The organism is Rhodococcus rhodochrous, from assembly GCF_014854695.1.
Classification (GTDB): Bacteria; Actinomycetota; Actinomycetes; order Mycobacteriales; family Mycobacteriaceae; genus Rhodococcus.
The window spans coordinates 2,547,667-2,567,130 of the sequence record NZ_CP027557.1 but is presented as its reverse complement, the minus strand read 5'-3'; the positions used below and the strand labels follow the sequence as shown (position 1 = coordinate 2,567,130).

General features: G+C 68.0%; 19 protein-coding genes. 6 read left to right on the top strand and 13 right to left on the bottom strand.

The annotated features are described in order from the left end of the window. The first annotated feature begins 60 nt into the window (after positions 1–60). The 3 genes from C6Y44_RS12085 to C6Y44_RS12075 all read left to right on the top strand — a co-directional run bounded on the left by C6Y44_RS12085 (position 61) and on the right by C6Y44_RS12075 (position 1,941). On the top strand, positions 61–765 hold the full coding sequence (locus tag C6Y44_RS12085; RefSeq protein ID WP_159418400.1) for a DUF6875 domain-containing protein: 705 nt from the start codon (positions 61–63) through the stop codon (positions 763–765). 82 nt (positions 766–847) lie between these two features. Continuing rightward, the gene (locus tag C6Y44_RS12080) at positions 848–1,429 is read left to right on the top strand and encodes a hypothetical protein (protein WP_120282510.1); all 582 of its coding nucleotides are present in this window, start codon (positions 848–850) and stop codon (positions 1,427–1,429) included. After that, positions 1,426–1,941 carry a hypothetical protein gene (locus C6Y44_RS12075; RefSeq protein WP_120282509.1) on the top strand — a complete coding sequence of 172 codons (516 nt, stop codon included), beginning with the start codon at positions 1,426–1,428 and terminating at the stop codon, positions 1,939–1,941. The genes C6Y44_RS12080 and C6Y44_RS12075 overlap by 4 nt, the downstream gene beginning before the upstream one ends. A gap of 17 nt (positions 1,942–1,958) precedes the next feature. Here the strand turns inward: C6Y44_RS12075 and C6Y44_RS12070 are convergent, their stop codons facing one another. From C6Y44_RS12070 to C6Y44_RS12015, 12 genes are all read right to left on the bottom strand, one after another. Next, on the bottom strand, positions 1,959–2,168 hold the full coding sequence (locus C6Y44_RS12070; protein ID WP_006551530.1) for a hypervirulence associated TUDOR domain-containing protein: 210 nt from the start codon (positions 2,166–2,168) through the stop codon (positions 1,959–1,961). A gap of 77 nt (positions 2,169–2,245) precedes the next feature. Then, positions 2,246–3,571: a DUF2254 domain-containing protein gene (locus C6Y44_RS12065; protein ID WP_159418402.1), complete on the bottom strand. Its 1,326-nt coding sequence runs from the start codon at positions 3,569–3,571 to the stop codon at positions 2,246–2,248. A gap of 92 nt (positions 3,572–3,663) precedes the next feature. After that, entirely contained in the window at positions 3,664–4,485 is an 822-nt protein-coding gene (locus tag C6Y44_RS12060) for an SDR family oxidoreductase (RefSeq protein WP_159418403.1), read from the bottom strand. A gap of 112 nt (positions 4,486–4,597) precedes the next feature. Further along, the gene (locus C6Y44_RS12055; RefSeq protein WP_120282506.1) at positions 4,598–6,331 is read right to left on the bottom strand and encodes an ABC transporter permease; all 1,734 of its coding nucleotides are present in this window, start codon (positions 6,329–6,331) and stop codon (positions 4,598–4,600) included. A 7-nt stretch (positions 6,332–6,338) separates the two neighbouring features. After that, complete coding sequence (locus C6Y44_RS12050) at positions 6,339–7,505, bottom strand: ABC transporter ATP-binding protein (RefSeq protein WP_120282505.1); 1,167 nt, start codon at positions 7,503–7,505, stop codon at positions 6,339–6,341. A gap of 28 nt (positions 7,506–7,533) precedes the next feature. Continuing rightward, the gene (locus tag C6Y44_RS12045) at positions 7,534–8,721 is read right to left on the bottom strand and encodes an acyl-CoA dehydrogenase family protein (protein WP_159418404.1); all 1,188 of its coding nucleotides are present in this window, start codon (positions 8,719–8,721) and stop codon (positions 7,534–7,536) included. Between the two features lie 57 nt (positions 8,722–8,778). After that, positions 8,779–9,063, bottom strand: a complete 285-nt coding sequence (locus C6Y44_RS12040; protein WP_120282503.1) for a hypothetical protein — start codon at positions 9,061–9,063, stop codon at positions 8,779–8,781. Positions 9,064–9,160: 97 nt separating this feature from the next. Further along, on the bottom strand, positions 9,161–10,222 hold the full coding sequence (locus C6Y44_RS12035; protein ID WP_159418405.1) for an extracellular solute-binding protein: 1,062 nt from the start codon (positions 10,220–10,222) through the stop codon (positions 9,161–9,163). A gap of 82 nt (positions 10,223–10,304) precedes the next feature. Next, positions 10,305–11,558 carry an acyl-CoA dehydrogenase family protein gene (locus C6Y44_RS12030; RefSeq protein WP_120282501.1) on the bottom strand — a complete coding sequence of 418 codons (1,254 nt, stop codon included), beginning with the start codon at positions 11,556–11,558 and terminating at the stop codon, positions 10,305–10,307. A gap of 242 nt (positions 11,559–11,800) precedes the next feature. Continuing rightward, positions 11,801–12,970 (bottom strand): amidohydrolase family protein, encoded by a 1,170-nt coding sequence (locus C6Y44_RS12025; protein WP_059381447.1) that lies wholly within the window; start codon positions 12,968–12,970, stop codon positions 11,801–11,803. Positions 12,971–13,082: 112 nt separating this feature from the next. Continuing rightward, on the bottom strand, positions 13,083–14,300 hold the full coding sequence (locus tag C6Y44_RS12020) for a CaiB/BaiF CoA transferase family protein (protein ID WP_120282500.1): 1,218 nt from the start codon (positions 14,298–14,300) through the stop codon (positions 13,083–13,085). A gap of 204 nt (positions 14,301–14,504) precedes the next feature. Then, on the bottom strand, positions 14,505–15,311 hold the full coding sequence (locus C6Y44_RS12015) for an SDR family NAD(P)-dependent oxidoreductase (protein ID WP_159418406.1): 807 nt from the start codon (positions 15,309–15,311) through the stop codon (positions 14,505–14,507). Between the two features lie 140 nt (positions 15,312–15,451). On the opposite strand from C6Y44_RS12015, the gene C6Y44_RS12010 reads away from it, so the two are divergent. From C6Y44_RS12010 to C6Y44_RS12000, 3 genes are all read left to right on the top strand, one after another. Next, a complete protein-coding gene (locus C6Y44_RS12010; protein WP_159418407.1) occupies positions 15,452–16,240 on the top strand; it encodes a FadR/GntR family transcriptional regulator in 789 nt (262 codons plus the stop codon). 131 nt (positions 16,241–16,371) lie between these two features. Then, positions 16,372–17,625 carry an MFS transporter gene (locus C6Y44_RS12005; RefSeq protein ID WP_159418408.1) on the top strand — a complete coding sequence of 418 codons (1,254 nt, stop codon included), beginning with the start codon at positions 16,372–16,374 and terminating at the stop codon, positions 17,623–17,625. Positions 17,626–17,723: 98 nt separating this feature from the next. After that, positions 17,724–18,443, top strand: a complete 720-nt coding sequence (locus tag C6Y44_RS12000) for an SDR family NAD(P)-dependent oxidoreductase (protein WP_159418409.1) — start codon at positions 17,724–17,726, stop codon at positions 18,441–18,443. A gap of 81 nt (positions 18,444–18,524) precedes the next feature. Here C6Y44_RS12000 and C6Y44_RS11995 read toward each other — a convergent pair whose 3' ends face one another. Beyond that, entirely contained in the window at positions 18,525–19,418 is an 894-nt protein-coding gene (locus tag C6Y44_RS11995) for a TIGR03619 family F420-dependent LLM class oxidoreductase (RefSeq protein WP_159418410.1), read from the bottom strand. Positions 19,419–19,464: the final 46 nt, after the last annotated feature.

Genomic DNA, 19,464 nt, shown 5'->3' with positions numbered 1-19,464 from the left:
AGAACCTTCCCCGGTTCCCACAGACACGCGACATTCATCCCCTGGAGGGAGGAAGCGCAGATGCCGATCCAGAGACGAGTCGGGCCTCGTTCGGGCACGGTCTGGGTGGACCTGTTCGGTGAAACCTCCGAGTACGCAGACGAAGCGAGCGCCCACCTGTTGAGAACGTGGGCGAGTGGGTATCTCACCGAACCCAACCCCGACCTCGGCCGCAGCGGGCCCGTCTGCCCGTTCGTTCGTCCGTCGATCGGCAAGCAGCTCTTCGGAGCCGCGTTCGTCCACGGACCCGCAATCGACGCCGGGGCACTCGGCACGATCGTGGAGGACCAGTTCGACCTGTACACGACGCTCTCACGCGAGGACGATCGCGACCGGAGCCTGAAGACGCTCGTGACCGTACTGCCCGACCTCACCGGCTTCGAGGTGATCGACGTCGTCCACGCGGAATTCAAGTCGCGGTTCGTCGAACACGGTTTCATGCTCGGCCAGTTCTACCCGGGCTGCACCCAGCCGGGTCTGTGGAATCACGACTTCCATCCGCTCGACGCCCCGTTGCCGATGCTGGTCGCCCGCAACATGATGACGACCGATTTCCCGTTTCTCGTCGGTCGCCAGGAATGGCTGTGCGCCTACTTCAAGAAGTTCGCCCCGGCACTGCCGTCGACACTCCGCCTCACCATCGCGAAACGGATGAAGTACGACGGCGATGCGGTGGACGCGATCACCGCACATCATGAGCTGACGGGGAACGAGCCGGCCCGCTAGCCCGTACGCATCGCCACGCGGCACCCCGATTCGTCAAGCTTCAGGTCTTGATTATCCTGAATCAAGCCCTCACACTTGACCCATGTTCGTCTTGACGGTCGACCAACGGGGCAGCCGCCGCGATGTCGACCGCGTGGCGGACCTCCTCACCGCACTGCAGGACGTTCCGCTGGTACGGCCCTTCGATCGCACCGCGGGCGACGAGGTCCAGGCCGTCGCGGACGATCCCGCTCTCGTCGTCGATCTCGTCCTCGACCTCCTCCGAAGAGAACGCTGGAGTATCGGGGTGGGAATCGGCCCGGTGGAGACCCCGCTCCCCGAGCAGACACGCGCCGGCCGCGGACCCGCCTTCGAACATGCCCGCACTGCTGTCGAACGCGCCAAGAGCGCACCCGGGCAGGTCGCGGCCGAAGGTGACGACCCCGAGGCCACCGCCGATGTCGACGCCGCGCTCACCCTGCTCGCCACCGTCGTCCTGCGCCGCACCGAGCAGGGGCACGAGGCGGTCGATCTTGCTCGCCAGGGTCTGTCGCAGGCGCGGATCGCCGAGCGTCTCGACATCAGCAAGCAAGCGGTATCCCAGCGCCTCGCCACCGCCGGGTGGCAGGCCGAACTGGCCGGACGCGAACTCGTGCGCCGACTCCTGGAAAGGGCCGATCGTTGACCGTCCTCTCACTGGTGTGCCTGGCCGTCGCCGCTCTCGCACCCACGCTCGCGCTGCGCCCGAGCCTGCCGGTGTGGCCGGCCGCCTCGCTGAGCCTCGCGGGTCTCGCCGGTGCCGCCCTCGCCGCCACCGCGACCACACCGGTTCAGGGAGTCGCGCTCGCGGCCACGCTGATCCTCACCGCCACGGCGGCGATCACCGGGGGCGGACCCGCGGTCCTCGTGGCGTTCCGGATCGCGCGCCGGCAACCCGACGCCGGTCCCGAGCCCACCCCTCCCCCGGGCCCGCTCCGCGGCGGACGCGTCATCGGCGTGCTCGAACGCGGAGCGGTCACCGCCTCCGTCCTCGCCGGATGGCCCGAAGGGATCGCCGTCATCATGGCGGTGAAGGGTCTCGCCCGTTATCCCGAACTACGCGAACCGAATGCTTCCGAACAGTTCATCATCGGCACGTCCACCTCGGTGCTGTGGGCGGTCGCGGTGTGCGGCGTCGGGCAGGCGCTGATCACCTGACGCCGGGATCTCCACCGTCAGGTCTTCTTCAGCGCACTGCCCTTGTGCATCGCGACGTGATCGGTCTTGTCGCTCCGGATCTCGTACTGCGGCTCGTCCTCGCTGCACCGCCGCGTGCGTCCCTTGAACTCCACGTCCTCCGTGTGCTTCGCGATGATCACACCCTCGACGTATCCGGCCTCGGAGTTCCATCGGACGTGGTCACCGACGGAGAAGTGGGTCGCCATGTCGTCGTCCTCCCGCTCGGCCCGCTTCCTGTGACAGTCGGATAGCCGTCTCCGATCGGTCCTACACCCCAGGTCGATCAGTCCGTCCGATGCTCCGCGGGATCCGCGGATCCCTCGGCGACGGCACGGAAACGTTCGAGGTCCTCCGGACGGAACTCGGGCCGGTCGACCACCGCGTCGACGAGCAGCCGCAACTGGTGTTGCAAGGCCGGTACCGACTCGGTGCGCCGCTGCTCGGAGAGATGATCGATGAGCATGCGCAGAACCCGGGCGAGCGCCGTGGCCACGTGCAGCTGCGCCGAACCGGCCTGCCGGATCTGTTCGAAGGCGTGCTCGATGTACTCGTCGGGCGACAGGATCCACGGACGCAGCAGAATCCGGCCGTCCGCCCCCTCGATCGCCGGCACCGGACTGTCGGTGACCAGCAGGGTGCGCAGCAGACTGCCGAGTCGGAGCACCACCTCGGTGGCGGTCGTCGGGTCGTTGATCGCCTGACTGAGGGCGCGCAGCGCGATGTCGACGAGTTGCCGCAGCGCGAAGTCCACGTCCTGTTGCATGGTGCGCGCATTCGAGATCTCCACGGCCGCCTCGAGCCGCCGCAGGACCACCGCCCGTTCCGGCTTCGGATGGATCCGCAGCAGCGGTTCCCCGCAGTGGATGTACGCGCCGGGACGCGTCTCCATCCGCACGACCGCACCCGGCGGTACCACGGCGAGAACGAGCTCGGCCGGCGCCTGGGTCACCCAGCCGTCGCGCGGGGCGTGCACCGTCGCCCCCTCGGTGAAATCCGGCTCCGGCACCCGGTCGACGTGGATCTCGCGGTGCGCACTCCGGCTCGTGTTCGCGATGACCTTCTCGGCCTCCGAGGCGATGCTGCGCACCACCTCCCCGACCTGCAGACCATGGGCCAGCCGGTTGAGATAGGCGATGATGAGCACCACGGTCGACACCGCGAGAACCACTGCAAGGGTGGTCGACAGTGTCGGGGCGGGTGCGGCGTCGTCCGCGCCGATGTGGCGCAGCGTCAGCACGCAGTAGACGAAGGTCGCCACCAGCATCCCGATCACCGTCTGGCTGGCCCGATCCCGGATGAAGGACCGCATCACCCGCGGTGAGAACTGGCTGCTCGCCAACTGCAGGCTCACGACGGTCAACGAGAAGACGACACCGGCGGTGGTGATCGTGGCACCCGCCACGGTACTCAGCAGCCAGATCGCGGCGTTGCTGTTCATCTTCATGCCCCGCGGGAAGGGGCCGGAGGCCCGATCGATGTAGCCGCTCACCTCCGCGAGCACGGCTCCGGCGACGACGACCAGCGCGGGCAGCGCGAACAGGCTCTCCCGGAATCGGTATACGCCCGCTGCGACCCGCAACTGTATCCACGATCTCGGCAGAGCACTCATGTCGACCACGCTATCGACAGCCACGGCTGCGGCAACCCGACTCGCGAAGCACAGCGACCACGACCGGTCTCCGCCCCGGAAGTGCTACCTTCTCACCCGGTCGTCCGGAGGGGGTGGATCCGCTCCTCTCGCGCGACGACCTCGATGCGGTCCTGCACTCGTCGCATCGCGCGTAGCCACCGATCCGGGTCCGATGCTCGCCGCCGGTAGTACTCCGCCACCTCGGGGTGCGGAAGGATCAGGAACCGGTCGTCGCCGAGGGCTCCGACGATATGGTCGGCGACCTCGTCCGGGGTGAGCACCCCGCTCTCGAAGATCACCCGGCCTGCCGCGTCGGTGGGCAGCAGATCCGTCGCGACGCCCTGCGGGCACACGCACTGGACGATCACGCCCTTGTCCCCGTAGGTCGCCGAGAGCCATTCCGCGTGGGCGACGGCAGCGTGCTTGCTCACCGAATACGCCGGGGAACCGAGCATGGTCAGCAGTCCCGCTGCCGACGCCGTCACCACGAACCGGCCGGTGCCCCGATCGAGCCACTCCGGCAGCAGTGCCCGGGCGGCGCGGACGTGACCCATGACGTTGACGTCCCAGGACAGCTGCCAGGCCGCCTCGCTCTCGGCCCCTCCGGTCTCGACCCCGGCGTTGGCGAACCACACGTCCACGGCGCCGAGAGCGGCGCGCGCACGGGCGACCAGATCGGCGACCCCCTGCTCCCCTGCCGCATCCCCCGGTGCCGCGACGCCACCGATCTCCTCGGCGACACGGACGCACGCGTCGGCGTCGAGATCGTTGACCACGACACGGGCGCCGGCCTGCGCGAGGCGGTGGGCGAGAGCCCGGCCGATGCCGTTACCGGCTCCCGTGACGACGACACCCGCGTCCCGGAGATGATCCGGAGTCGTCCTGTGTGTCAACTGTCGTCCTTCCGTTCGTGCCGGCCCGGACGTGCCGGGGCGGCAGGCGAGACCGGGCCCGGCAACGAGCGACTCGCCGCCGGGCCCCGGGATGACATCTCGATCCGTGTGGTCACATCTTGCTGAGCGCGTCGGTTCCGCCCACCAGCATCGCCGCGGCGACACCGACCGCGGTGACACCGGTCATGACCAGGGCGACAGCGGCGACGAGCGGGTACCCACCGTTGGACCAGTACTCGAACAGGATGGTGCCCATCACCTGCGTCTGCGAGGCCCGCACCAGCAGCGACGCCGTGAACTCGTGGGTGAGCAGAACGAACAACAGGGCCGCGGTCCCGCCGAGGCTGCCGCGCATGAGCGGCAACAGGATCTTCACGTTGGTGGCCACGAAACCGGCACCGCTCACCCGGGACGCCTCGAGATAGGTCTCACCCAGGGCGAGCATCGAGGACAGCTGCATCCGGGTCGCGAACGGCAGCATCAACGTCACGTACACCAGGATCACCACCCACGAGGTGCCGTAGAGGACGATCGGCCCCTGCGTGTAGGTCAGCAGGAAGGCGGCGCCGAAGATGACCGCCGGCACTCCCAACGGCATGGACACGAGCACGTCGGTGACCACACGCAGCACCGGGTACTTCGTGCCACGCACGATGAGGTTCGCGGCGACGAAGCCCAGGGGCAGGACGATCGCCATCGCGATCAGGGAGAACATCACGCTGTTGCCCACCGCGGCGGGCACCGCCGTACCGGAGAAGATCGTTTCGAAGTTCTCGAAGGTCAGCGCCGAGAAGTTGACGGTGCCACTCCAGTAGCGCGACAGGGCGACGAACACCAGCGCCAGCAGCGGCAGCACCGTCGACAGCAACGAGAACAGCAGGATGATCGCCACACCGGTCTTCGACGGGCGCCCCTGCGAACGGAAGGCCTTACCGCCGTGGGTGACGAACCGGCGCTGATTGCCCAGCATCGCCTTCTGCGCGAAGACCACCACGATCCCCACGATCAGCAGCGGCGAGCCGAGGGCCGCCGCGGTGGCGAACTGTGCCGGCGAGTCGCTGATCTGGAAGTACATTTCCGTGGTCAGCACGCTGACCCCGGTGTTGGTGCCCAGCAACAGCGGACCGGTGAACTGCCCGAGCCCGAGCAGAAGTGCCACGCCCGCGCCGTAGATGAGTGTGGGGCGCAGCAACGGCAGGGTGATCTTGAAGAAGACCTTCCATTCCGGCATCCCGGAGACCTGAGCGGCCTCGATCATCTCCGAGTTGATGTTCTCGAAGCCCGAGCGGACGAACATGTACACGAACGAACTCAGCGAGAAGCCGGTGATGATCACGATCCACTGGATCGAGTAGATGTCGATCGGGCCCTCTTCGAGATGCGACCACCACGGCAGGTTCCGCAGCATCGCGTTGAGGTAGCCGGGACGGGGTGAGAGCAGGAACGCCCAGCCGACGATCGCAGCGACGGCCGGGATCACGATCGGCAGGATCGGCAGGATCTGCAACACGGCCAGGCGTCGGGGAAGCCGGTTCGCCGCCCACGCCAGTGCCGTGCCGAGAACCATCGCGATCACCAACGAGCCGAACGCCAGGCCGACGGTGTTCCACAGGATCTGGCCGATGCGGGGCAGACCGAAGGCACGGTCGTAACCGGCTGCTCCGTCCTCGAAGGCCGTCGCCTGCAACCGCACCACCGGAAGCACGACCAGGTAGCAGAGCAGCGCCACGAAGGCGACGACGCCGAGGCGGCGCGCGACGACCCGCACCGCGTCGTTCCCGAGCGCGCGGGGGACACTCGGAGGGGCTTCACCGACCTCGGCGGTCGGCAACGTCATGACAGCCATGTCCGCCTCACCCCACCAGAGCGCCGGTCAGCGCCTGTCGGGGCAGTGCCAGTGCCGTGCCGTCGTTGTCGAAGGTGCGCGCGTCGAGCGGATCGAACGCGAAGATCATCGTCGCGCCGCGGTTCACCGTGCGCGGCATGCGCGCCGTGTCGAATGTCTGGATCCGGGCATGCAACTGGCGGCGCACCGATCCGTCGCCCACCACCGAGCACATCACGTCGAAGTGCAGGCCACCGTACTCGACATCGTCGATGTGCACGGCCATCCCGGCTTCACCGGGCAGCAGGTCCGCGACGTCGGTCACCAGCCGGACCTTCTCCGGTCGTAGGCGCAGGACGAACGAACCCACCGAAGCCTCTGCCCGCGGTTGCATGCCGTGGATCTCGGTGCCCAGCGCATACCAGCGTCCGTCGACGTACTCACAGGGCACCCGGTTCGACATGCCCGTGAAGCCTGCGACGTACTCGTCGACCGGCTCCTCGAAGACCTCTCGCGGCGGACCGATCTGGACGATCCGGCCGGCGCGCATGATCGCCATGCGGGTGCCCAGCGCCAGGGCTTCGCTCTGATCGTGCGTCACGAACACCGCCGTGAACGGCTTGCGCTGATGCAGGTCGTGCAGTTCCGCCCGGACCTGATCGCGCAGGCGCGCATCGAGGTTGCTGAGCGGCTCGTCGAACAGGACGAGATCGGGATGGGAGACCAGACCGCGTGCCAGGGCGACGCGCTGCTGCTGCCCGCCGGACAGTTCCGCCGGGAGCCGGTCGAGCAGACGTTCGCAGTCCACCAGGGCCGCGGTCTCCTCGACCCGGCCGTCGGCGAGCGCGTCGGTGAGCTTGCGCGACTTGAGGGGGTAGGCGATGTTCTTGCGGACGGTCATGTGCGGCCACAGGGCGTAGGACTGGAAAACCATGCCGATGAAGCGCTTGTCGGGCGGCAGGTTCACACGGCGGGCACCGTCGAAGACCACCTCGTCGCCGAGGGTGATGGAGCCGCTCGCAGGCTGTTCGAGGCCGGCCAGACAGCGGAGGGTTGTCGTCTTGCCGCACCCGGACGGGCCCAGCAGGACCAGGAATTCGCCGTCCTCGATCTCGAGGTCGAGATGATCCACGGCCACCGTCGGGGGCTTGCCGTCGAAGTTCTTCAGCAGCTGGCGTATCGAGACATGGGACATCGTGTACTCACTTTCCGACCGTCGGAGATCAGTGCTCGGTGGCGAACAGGGCGGGTGCCGGTTCGCGGACGGGTTCAGGGGACGGGGTGCCGCCTTCCCGGTCTGCGCGGCCGGTCGCGAGCCGATACAGCCGCTGAGCGTGTTCGTCGGCGGTGCCCCACAACACGCTCGAGCTCAGCGCCCGGCGGTAGTACAGGTGGGCGGTGTGCTCCCAGGTGAAACCGATGCCTCCGTGCACCTGGACATTCGTCGCGGTGGCGAGGCCGGCAGCGTCTCCGCACGCGATCGCCGCGATGGCCGCTGCCTCGGCGCACTCGTCGTCGGTGCCCTCCTCGACCGCCCACACCGCGTGTGCGACAGCGGAGTCGGCCAGTTCCACGGCCACGGCCACCTCGGCGAGCATGTGCTTCACGGCCTGGAACTCGCCGATGAGGCGGCCGAACTGCACGCGTTCCTTCGCGTAGGCCACTGCGGCGTCGAGGCACGCGCGGGCGACGCCGAGACTGTCGCAGGCCAGCGCCACGAGGGCCCGATCGCGTACGCGGCCCGGTTCGGGCCGGTCGGTGAGCAGGGTGGCCGGGGCGTTCTCGGCGTGGATGCGTGCCAGACCCCGGGTGGCGTCGGTGCTCTCCATCGGTTCGACCACCAGATGGACGCGGTCGACGGCGTAGAGGCCCAGGGCTCCGTACCGGTCGACGGCATGGATCAGGAGCGTGTCCGCCACCGTTCCGTCGAGCACGAAATCGGCCCGGCCCGTGAGAGTGACGCCTCCGCTGCCTTCGACTGCCCGGAAGGCGCTCTCGGCGGACGGCGCGTCGCACTCGTCCCCGGGGACCACCGTGGCGACGATCCGTGTGCCCGAGGCGATCCCCTCGAGGAGGTCCCCGGCGAGGGGGTGTTCGGTGCAGCGGGTGAGAGCCGCGGCGGCGACGACAGCGCCGAGGACCGGGACGCGGGTCAGTTCCGCACCGAGGGTTTCGAGAACGGCGGCCACGGTGGCGAAGGAGGTGCCGAGGCCGCCGAGGTTCTCGGGGACGGCGAGAGCGCCGATGCCGATCTCGCGGCCGAGTACGGACCACAGTTCGCGGTCGAGGGCACCGTCGCGGTAGACCCGATCGGTCCGCCCGTCGGCCGGGTCGGCCCGGCCGACGGCGGCTCGGATGGTGTCGACGAGGAGCGCCGTGTCCTCCGCGCCGGTCGCGCTCGAGAGAATCATGGTGTCGCCTTTCCTGGGGATGCCGGCCGTGGGGCTGCTGCCGGCGTCGGGATCTGCTCAGTCCGAGGACGGAAGGGGCCGGGCCTGCTTCTCGGCGAGAACCGCGTCGCCGATCGCGAGGGGTCCGGTGCCGGGACGTACGCACAGCACCTCGACTCCCCCACCCTCGTAGCGCTTGCCGATCAGAAGACCCTGGTCCGTCGCCCCGCCGGCGGCCGGCGCCGCATCGGCGGACATCGGTTCTCCTCCGCACAGCAGGGGTCCGGTCACCGTGCCGTCGACTCGGACGACCACGACTTCGGCACCGCACACGGGGCTCTTGAGACGTTCTCCGACCTTCATGTTTCTTTCCTCTCGTGTCCGGGACCGGTTCGGGTCTCCGGAAGGTTCGTCGGGCACCGGAGGTGGCGCTGCCGACGGCGGCGGGTATCGGTGGGTTCTACTGGCTGGAGCCGAACAACTGCGCGAACTCGGCGCGGAAGGCCTCGGTCTCGTCGGCGGTGACGATCCGGCTGTTGACCCAGATGTCGTCCGCGGACGTCGCGGCCGTGGTGATGTCGGGCAGCACGGAGCCGGCGCGGTCGGCGACGGCTTCCTGACCGGCCTTGGTCACCAGGAAGTTCGCGAACAACTGTGCGGCATTGGGGTGCGGTGCGGTCGCCGGGACCCCGGTGAGGAAGGGTGCCCCGAAGACCGGCGAGGGCAGACCGGAGTCGACCGGAGCACCGGCTTCCTTCTCCGCGGTGAGCGGCATGGTGTAGATGGCCGCGGCAATCTCACCGGAGGTCAGTGCCTGGGCCATCGCCTGGGCGCCCGGATAGGTGCGGGGCTTCTGACCGGCGAGCTTCTCGACGTAGTCGGGTGAGACCGTGTCCCCCAGGAAATCGTAGAAGTCCACGATGGCGGACGACACCGGCAGCATCACGCCGATCTTCCCGTCCGCGAGGGAGGGGTCGAGCAGGTCCTCGTATCCGTCGACGCCGTCCGGTACCCGGGAGGTGTTCCAGCCGTAGGTGAGGACCGCGGCCGACGAAAGGAAGATCCGGTCGTCGTCCCGCAGGAACTTCTCGCGGTCGAACTCGGCGGCGTCGAAGGCGGGGCCGGTGACCGGGACGAAGTAGTCCTCGGCCAGCCGCGTGTCCACCCAGGGCCGGGAGGCGGTGGCGATGACATCGGCCGTGTGGCGACCGGTTTCCGCCTCCGCAGCCAGCTTGGTCTGGAGGTTGGCGTCGTTGTCGCGGACGATCTCCACCCCGATGCCGTACACCGACTCGAATCGGGCCGCGAGTTCCTGGAGGTTGTCCGTCGGTTGCCCGGTGAGATAGGTGACCGAGCCTTCCTCCTTCGCGGCCTCGATGAGTTCCTCCCAGGCGCTGTCCCCGGCCGGACCGAGATCCTCCGCGGACACCTCCGTGGTACCGGACCCGCACGCAGCAGCAGCGAACGTCACTGCAGAGATGCCGATTCCGGCAAGCGAGCGACGAAGCGACGGAAATCTCATGGCAGACCTTTCGATTTTCTGAAGAGTCGAGCGACCGTGCGCCGGGGGACGCAAGGGCGATGCGGTGGGACGGCCGGGATGCTCAGCTTCCGGAAGCGACCCGACCGTGGACGCGATGTCGCGCCTCGCGCCAGGTCAGGCCACGGTCTGCCCGAGCCTCCGCGGGGAGCCCGAGAAGTCGTTCCGCGACGATGTTGCGCTGGATCTGATCCGACCCGCCGGCGATGCTGTAACCGGGGGCGCCGAGAACGTGCGCATTCCATTCGTAGGTACCGGGAATGCCTGTGTCGGCGATGAGGTTGCGTCCCAAGACCGTTCGTGCTGCGTCGGAGACCGCGGCGAGCTTGTCGACCCATTGGATCTTGCGGACGGATCCGATCGCCGAGGGCGCGGCCCCGCCGTCGCGGGCCTGACGGTCCCGCAGCAGGTCCACCGCGGCGAGTTGCTGGCGCAGGTACACCCGGGCCAGTTGCTCGCGCACACGCGGGTCCTCGTCGCGCCCGAGGCGCCGGGCCGTGGCCACGAGTTGATCGAACTGCCCGCCGACATTCGCGGTATTGGAGCCGCCTTCGCGTTCGAAGGCGAGTGTGGTCAGAGCGACGGACCACCCCTTGCCCACCTCCCCGAGACGAAGACTGTCGGGGATGCGGACCCGGTCGAGGAAGACCTCGTTGAAGCTGCTGCCCCCGGACATCTGCCGGATCGGGCGGATCTCGACACCGGGAGCGTCGAGAGGGATCAGGAATGCGGTCATGCCCTGATGCTTGGGCTGGTCGGGATCGGTGCGGGCGATGAGTTCGCCCCATTCGGCGAACTGCGCTCCCGACGTCCAGACCTTCTGCCCCGAGACGATCCAGTCATCACCGTCCCGGACCGCGCGTGTTCCGAGATTTGCGAGGTCGGAGCCGGCATCGGGCTCGGAGAACAGTTGGCAGGCAAGCAGTTCGCCACGAAGCATCCGTGGCAGGAACTGCTGCTTCTGCTCGTCGGTACCGAGGAGCCTGATGGTGGGGGCGATGAGGTGCAGGGTGACCGAGACGAGCTCGTGCGGCGGGAGCGGGCACAGTTCGTTCTCGATGCGCGCGAAGGCTTCCGCGACATCGGTTCCGGTCTCCGTGCCGCCGTATTCGCTCGGCCATCCGAGCGCACCGTAGCCGGCGTCGAACTTCTCGCGCTGCCAGGTGCGGTGGCGGTCGAGGAGCGCCCGCTCCTCGTCTTCGGGGAGATCGTGGAAGACCGAGACGTCGTACTCGTCGTCGCGGACGGTGAACGACAGTCGGGCCAGGGTGTCGGTCATCCAGGTGCGGGCGCGGGTCTCGAATTCCGAGAGGGACATGAATACTCCACTGGCTGAGATCGTCCCGGGTGGGGCGATCGGGCTGTTGGTCGGTCCGCGGCCGGTGGCAGAAGCTACCCGCTCGGCATCCATTAGGAACATACGCATATTAACGGAGATTTAGGTCACAGTCCAGTGATGCGAGAGATGCGTGTCACCCCGCCGGAGGACCGGGACCGGCCGCGAACCGCCGGTGCCGGTCCGCTCAAAGGGTATGGACCGGCACCTGGTACTCGAGGACGTCAGTCCAGGTTGTAGAGCGCGGCAGCGTTGTCGTGCAGGATCTTTCGCGCGTCCGCCTCGGAGAGATGCGCGAAGTTGCGACGCAGGTAGTCGTCCGGCCGCACCGCATCGCTCGCCGGTCCCGGGGACATCGAGGTCGGGTGCGGGTAGTCCGTCTCGTAGAGCACGTTGTCGGCACCGAGCTGCTCGATCGCGCTGCGCGCCGAATCCTGCTCGAACCAGAAGCAGCCGTAGATCTGCCGCTTGAAGTACTCGCTGGGCAGAAGCTCGTAGTTCGGGTGCTCCTTGTGCACGCCACTGTTCCGCCACTGCCAGTCCATGCCTTCGAGCGCGAACGGCATCCAGCCGATACCCGACTCCACGGAGACGAACTTCAGCTCGGGGAACCGGTCGCAGATGCCACCGAAGATGAGCTGCGAGATCGTGCGGGCATTGTCCATGAAGAACGAAATGCCCATCATGCCGTAGTTGGCCGCCACACCGTTGCTCTCGTGCCCGAAGCCGCTCAGATCGACCTCGCCCGAGGCGATGTGGAAGTTGATCGGCAGCTTCTTCTCCTGCGCGGAGGCCCACAGCCGGTCCCAGTACGGGTCGGTCAGTACCGGCAATCCGAATGCGGCCGGGTTCTGCGTGAACACCAGGCCCTTGTGCCCGGCAGCCGCGACCCGCTCGACCTCGGCGATGGTCGCCTCCATGTCCCAGAAGGGCAGGATGCCCACCGGGACGTAGCGGCCGGGTGCGAACTGAGCCCATTCGGTGAGGTAGTCGTTGTAGGCGCGGACACACTCGAGCTGCAGATCGTTGGATCCGTTGGACTGCAGTGTCTTCTGACTGAAGACCGCGACGTTCGGGTACAGGATCTGTGCGTGGATGCCGTAATCGTCCATCAGCGCCAGACGCTTTGCGGGATCCCACGAACGCGGATCGGTGTCGGCGAAGCGCGGCGGGCAGCTCGGTGGGTATTCGTGCCAGCCGGCCATCGCGGGCGCACCGACGGCGCTCATGCGGGTACCGGAGACGAACCACGCCTCGTCGCCGCGCTGTTCGTCCCACCGCACGTGGGGAACGAGATCGCCCCACTTCTTCGACATCCGGGACGTCCACAGGTCCGGCGGTTCGACGACATGGGTATCGGTATCGATGATCTTGATATCGCGAAGGTCGTACACGAGAACTCCTCCTTGTGGAGATCGGGAAGTGGAAATTCGGGTGCGCACGTGCGCGGAAGGGCGGCGACGTCCGGTCGCAGCCGAGAAGGTTCTGCGATTGCCTGAAAGAGGCCTACTTGATCGCGCCGGCGATCTTGAGTTCGACGATGCGGTCCCAGTCCAGACCGTGCTCGAGCAGCACCTCGTCGGTGTGCTCGCCGTGATGCGGGGCTCGCGTCAGTGTCGGGGCCTCCCCGCCGAAGGAGGTCGGTGCCGTCACCATGTCCAGGGTCCGCCCGTCCTCGTATTCGACGGTGCGGACGAAGCCGTTCGCCAGGGCCTGCGGATCGGACAGCACGTCGATCGGCTTGCGGAAGACATCCCACTGCCCTTCCTGCTTGCCCAGGATGTCGGTCCACTCCGCGAGAGTGCGCTGCTCGAAGATCTCCGTCAGGATCGCCGTGCACTCACGGGAATTGCGGGCGCGGTCCTCGAAGGTCGCGAACCGCGGGTCGTCGATCAGGTGGGACAGGCCGATCGCCTCGCACAGACCGGGCCAGAACTTCTGGCTCTGCAGCAGCGCGAGATGGATGTAGCGCCCGTCGCTGGTGCGGTAGATGTTGGAGACGGGATTGACCGGGTTGTGGCGGTCGGGATACGGCAACTCGTCGGTACCGACCATCTGGCAGCCCGCAATCGTCGCCTGCATCGCCCAGGCACCGACCGAGAACAGCGACGTGTCGACGACGATCCCCTCACCGGTGCGTTCGCGGTGGAGCAGACCCGCCGCGATACCGCCGGCCAGGGCCATACCGCTCTGGGAGTCACCGAAGGCCGGACCGGGCATGTTGGCGGGCCAGTCCAGATCGTCCGGGGCGATGGATCCGGCAGCACCAGAGCGCGCCCAGTAGGTGATGCCGTCGAAACCACCCTTGTCGCTGTCCGGGCCGGCGACGCCCTGAGCGGTGCCGCGGGCATACACGATCCGCGGATTGCGTGCGAAGATGTCGTCGACGTCGATACCCAGCTTGGCGCGCGCGTCCGGCAGGAAGTTCGTCATGAAGACGTCGGCGGATTCGACGAGCTTCATGAGCACCTCGCGCCCCTCGGGGTGGGCGATGTCCAGTGCGACGGCGCGCTTTCCGCGGTTGTTGATCTCGAACAGGCTCGCGAGGCCGTCGACCTGGGCGGGGACGCCCCAGGCCGCGGTGGAGCGGGTGGGGTCGCCGAAATCCGAGTGCTCGATCTTGACGACGTCGGCTCCCCAATCGGAGAGGATCGCGGCCGCCGAGGGGACGAACGCGTACAGCGCCACCTCTACGACCTTGATCCCGTTCATCACCGTGGTCATCGAGTGTTCTCCTTCGTCGTCTCACGGCCACGAGAGGCCGCGTACAGCATGGGAAGTGAGCGCCGAGCGACTCCGTGAGATGCGGGTCGGAAATTCGGCGGAAGCTCGAACGCGAGCTGAAAACACCGTAACTATAGCAATGTTTTGTGCGTTGTACATCACAATTTTTTCGAGAGGTCGCGAGGCGACGCCACGCAGGGCGGGTCAGTAGAGCGACTCACCCCCGTCCACCACGAGGTTCGTGCCGGTGACGAACGCCGAATCCGGACTCGCGAGATACAGTGCGGCAGCGGCCATGTCCGCCGGGGTGCCGGCCCGGCCCATGGGGACCGTCGCGGCGCGCTCGTCGAACAGGTTGTTGCGGTCCTGGGCGAGAGGGGTCGCAGTGATGCCGGGCGACAGCGCGTTCACGCGCACTCCCGTGGGCGCGAGCTCGTAGGCGGCGAGGCGGACGAGCTGGTTCAGGCCCGCCTTCGAGGTGCCGTAGGGAACGAGCGAGGGCCGGGCACCGAGCGCGCGGATCGAGGAGACGACGACGATGGACCGGTTCTCGTCCACACACTCGACCATGGATCGCGCCGCCGCCTGCACACAGAGGAACGTCCCCGTCAGATTCAGGTCGATGCAGTCCTGCCATTGCCGCGGCGTGAGCTCGAGGAAGGGCACCACACTCCCACTCCCGGCATTGGCAACGAGTACATTGAGCGGCCCGTTCCGATCCTCCGCGGTCTCGAACATCGCGGCGATGGAGTCCGCGTCGCTGATGTCCGCGACGACGCCGGAGACCCGGTCCGCGGCCTGGCACCGCATCTGCAGTCTCTCGACCGCCGCGTCGAGCACTTCGGGCCGACGTGCCGCGAGGGAGACCGTCGCTCCGGCATCGAGCAGACGCTCGGCGATGCCGTAGCCGATGCCCTCGCTCCCTCCGGTCACGAGGGCGTGTTGCCCGACGAGAGCGCCCGTGCCGGTGTAGTTCGCAGAATCTCCGGGTATACGTGTGTTCTGAGTCATAGAGAGTGGTATAACATCAACTAACCGAAACATACATATATTTCTGGGTAGCCCTCAACACCGGGCTTCCTCCCTATACTCGGCCGCACGCTCACCCCGCTCGGACGAGTGCGGGCCCCTGCAGAGACGACGAGGACACCATGACCCGCAACTTCACGAGTTCGCAGTCGGACACCGCCGCGCGACGACGCGCGGTAGCCATGACTCGCACCGAGAAGGTCTCGCGCACAGTGGCACGCATGGTCGCCAAGGAGATCGCCGACCGGCAGCTCGCTCCCGGTTCGGCCCTCGAAGCCGAGTCCGAGATGGCTCGCCGGTTCGGCGTCGGCCGCGCCTCCGTCCGCGAGGGGCTGCGACTGCTCGAGGCCCAGGGCCTGGTGACGGTCCGGCAGGGCCTCGGCGGTGGCCCCATCGTCTCCGAACCCACGGGGAGCGAATTCGGCGACACACTGTCGATGTACCTGCAGGCCAAAGGCGTTCGATTCCGGGAGGTCGCCGCGGCCGCACTGGAGATGGAGGGCCTCGCAGCCGCGATGCTCGCCGACCGTGTCGCTGCCGGCGAGGACGTCGATCTCGATGCCCTGGCCGGGAAACAGATCGTGCCTGAGATGACCGACGACGAGGTCGTCGACACCGCGGTCGGCTTCCACCAGACACTGCGGGAGATGTCCGGCAACTACGTGCTCACCCTCACCGGCTCGGCGCTCGCGCACATCTACACCTTCCGCATGCTCGAGGCACACCCCGACGTCTGGGACGACGAGGAACGCGAGGGCTTCGAAGGTCCGCACCAAGCGATCCACAATGCCATCGCCGCCGGGGACTCGGAACGCGCCCGCCGCCTGGCCCGCGAACACATGCGTGAGGTCATCGATCGCCTCTCCGCTCTCAATCCCCGGATGCTGGACGAACGCGTGGACTGGCGCTGAGCCCTCCCCTTCGGCGACGACCTGCATTCGGGCATCCGCCCGCGACCTGAACATCGATCACCCACGGCCTGGCGTGCCCACGTGGCCGCCGGATCGCCGACGCAGGTCGCCGTACCGAACCGGAGCTCCGCGTGTCGTCGAAAGCTGTTTCCGATACGAGTCCGCGCCCACGCACCGCGCTCCCCCGCGCAGCGTGGGCGATCTCGTTCGCCACCGTCGGTGTCTTCATGGGCATCGGCGTCGTGAGTCCGATCCTTCCGTCCCTGGCCGACGAACTGGGTGGGTCCCCCGCTCAGGTCTCCTTGCTGTTCACCAGCTACATGGCGGTGATGGGTCTGGCGATGGTCGTCACGGGCTGGATCTCGAGCCGCACGGGGGTGCGCGCCACCCTCCTGGTCGGCCTGGCCCTGATCGCGGCAGCCGCGGTGGGCTCGAGTGCATCGTGGGCACTGGGGACGATCATCGGTTTGCGCGCGGGCTGGGGACTCGGCAACGCACTGTTCGTCGCAACGGCCCTGGCCGCGATCGTGGCCGCGATGCCGGGACGGCGCTCACGCGCGATCACCTACTACGAGGCCGCGGTGGGAGCCGGCATCGCCACCGGTCCGCTCGTCGGTGGTCTCCTCGGGCAGATCTCGTGGCGGGCCGCCTTTCTCGGGTCCGCGCTCCTGGTCGCCCTGTCCTTCGTCCTGTTGGCGGTCGTACTTCCCCGCACCCCGCGTGCCGCCGAACCGACTTCGCTCGTCGCGCCGTTCCGAGCCCTCGCCCATCGCGGTCTGTTCTCGGTCGCGGCGGTGTCGCTGCTCTACCATCTCGGTCTCTTCACGGTGTTCTCCTACGCACCGTTCGTGCTCGGGTTCTCGCCCGCACAAACGGGTTTCGTGTTCTCCGGCTGGGGTGTCTGTCTGGTCTTCGCGTCGGTCGTGGCCGCACCCCGTCTGCGGGGATCGGTCGGTGCCGTGCCGACCGTTGCGGCGTCGCTGGCCCTGTTCGCGACGACGATCGCGCTCGTCGCGGTCTTCACCGAGGACAGAGTTGTCGTGACGGTCTGCATCGTCGTCTCCGGGCTGTTCGTCGGCGTGCTCAACGCTCTGGTGACCGAGATCGGCATGCACGTCTCCCCCGTGGACGGCGCCACAGCTGCGGCGAGCTACAGTTTCGTCCGTTTCGGCGGGGGCGCCTGCGCTCCGTGGCTGGCCGGATGGCTCGGGGAGGCCACCACTCCGTCCGTGCCGTTCGCCGCGGCGGCGGGCGCGACCGCACTCGGACTGGGCGCCCTCGCATTCGGCCGTAAGAGCCTGCCTCCGCGCCCTCGACGTGGTGGTTCCGGCGAGGACAGCCCCGATCATCCGCCCGTAGCGAGCTCCTCTACGATCCGGGGGTGACGTGGGCCACTCCACGCGCTATGCTCTTTAATATCCCAAATATGACGATGTTTTGGTCGTCCATTCCTTCTTCTGCCTACGGCACGAAAGGCCTCGTCATGAGCGAACTTTCCCTCGGATCCGGTTCCGTCGTCGTCACCGGCGGAACCGGTGGTCTCGGCACCGCAGTCACCGAACGCCTCCTCGCCTCCGGCGCCCGGGTGGTCGTCCCGTGGTACGACGAGGCCGAAGCCGACCGGTTGACACCCCACCCCGATCTCGTCCTCGTCAAGGCCGACCTGTCCGACGAGAACGACGTCGAGCGGGTGCTCGGCCTCGCCACCGCCGACGAGTCCCGCGCCCTGACCGGCCTGGTCAACCTCGTCGGGGGCTTCCACTCGGGTAGCCGCGTCCACGAGACACCCGTGGAGGTGCTCGACGCCCAGCTCTCCCTCAACCTGCGGATCGCCTATCTCGTCACCCAGGCCGCGCTGCCCGAACTCATCCGACGCGGTGGCGGATCGGTCGTGTGCATCGGGTCGGCCGCCGCGACCCGCCCGTTCCCGGGAGCCGCCGGCTACATCGCCTCCAAAGCCGCTGTCGCGGCGCTGGTCCAGAGCATGGCGGTCGAGTACGCACCCGACGCCATACGCGTCAACGGTCTCGTGCCGTCGATGATCGACACCCCCGCCAATCGCAGCGCGATGCCGAACGCCGACACCTCGTCGTGGGCCCGCCCGGCCGACATCGCCGACGTCATCACCTTCCTGTTGAGCGACGCGTCCCGCTCGGTGACCGGCGCGCTGATCCCCGTCACCGGAACCGCATCCGATCGCTGATCCCGGCCACCGGATACAGGAGGACCCCGCGGGCGATTCCGCGGGGTCCTCTTCTGCATCTGGCTCACCGGCGAATCGGGTTCACCGATGGAGCGCCGGAGATCGCACACCGAGCCGGTCCGCGAGGGCCGCGAGATTCTCGCGTCGCTCCGCGACGGTGGCGCCCTTCCAACCCGCATCCGCCCACACGACCAGATCGTCCAGTCCACGATCCCGGTAGCGTTCGAGATCGGCCGCCGTCGTCGCCTCGGTGACCTCGACCCGCACGTAGCACGGGAACTCGGCGTTCCCACAGGTTTCCGTGCGATGCCGACGCAGGACACCGACCAGCTCCACCGCTTCCTCGAAGGTCGGCGTGCCCGACGAGATCCAGGCGTCACCGAGACGCGCCGCACGATCCAGTGCACGAGGACCGTTGCCCCCGTACACGACCGGCACGGACACTGCTCGCGGGTGCAACCGCACCTCGTCGAACCGGTAGTGGCTGCCCTCGTGGGAGAACGACTCGCCGGCCCACGCCTTCCGCAGGATCTCCACGCATTCGTCGGTGCGCGAGAACCTCCCCGCGAAGGGCACGTCGAGGGCGGCGAACTCCTCGGCGAGCCATCCCGCACCGACACCGAACAACAACCGCCCACCGCTCAGTTCCTGCAGGGTGATCGTGGTACGCGCGGTGTGCAGGGGATGACGCAGCGCGGTGACGTGGACGGCCGTACCGAGCTTCAGCCGCTCGGTCACCGCCGCGATCGCCGCGTGCAGCGCGAGCGGATCGGTGAGTTCGGTGGTGTCGTCGACGATCGGTCCCGAATGGTGCTGGCGGGTCCCCGTCGACGGATGGTCGCTCGTGTACGAGGTCGGGTGCAGCACGTGCTCCCCCAGCCACAGCGCGTCGAATCCGAGTTCGTCGGCGGTGCGGGCCAGTTCGAGCGCGTCGAGCGGCGTGATTCCGTAGGTGCACAATCCGATGGTGGGCATGTCTTCTCCTCGTGGTCGGGAACGGAGACGGGGCACGCCCGGGGCG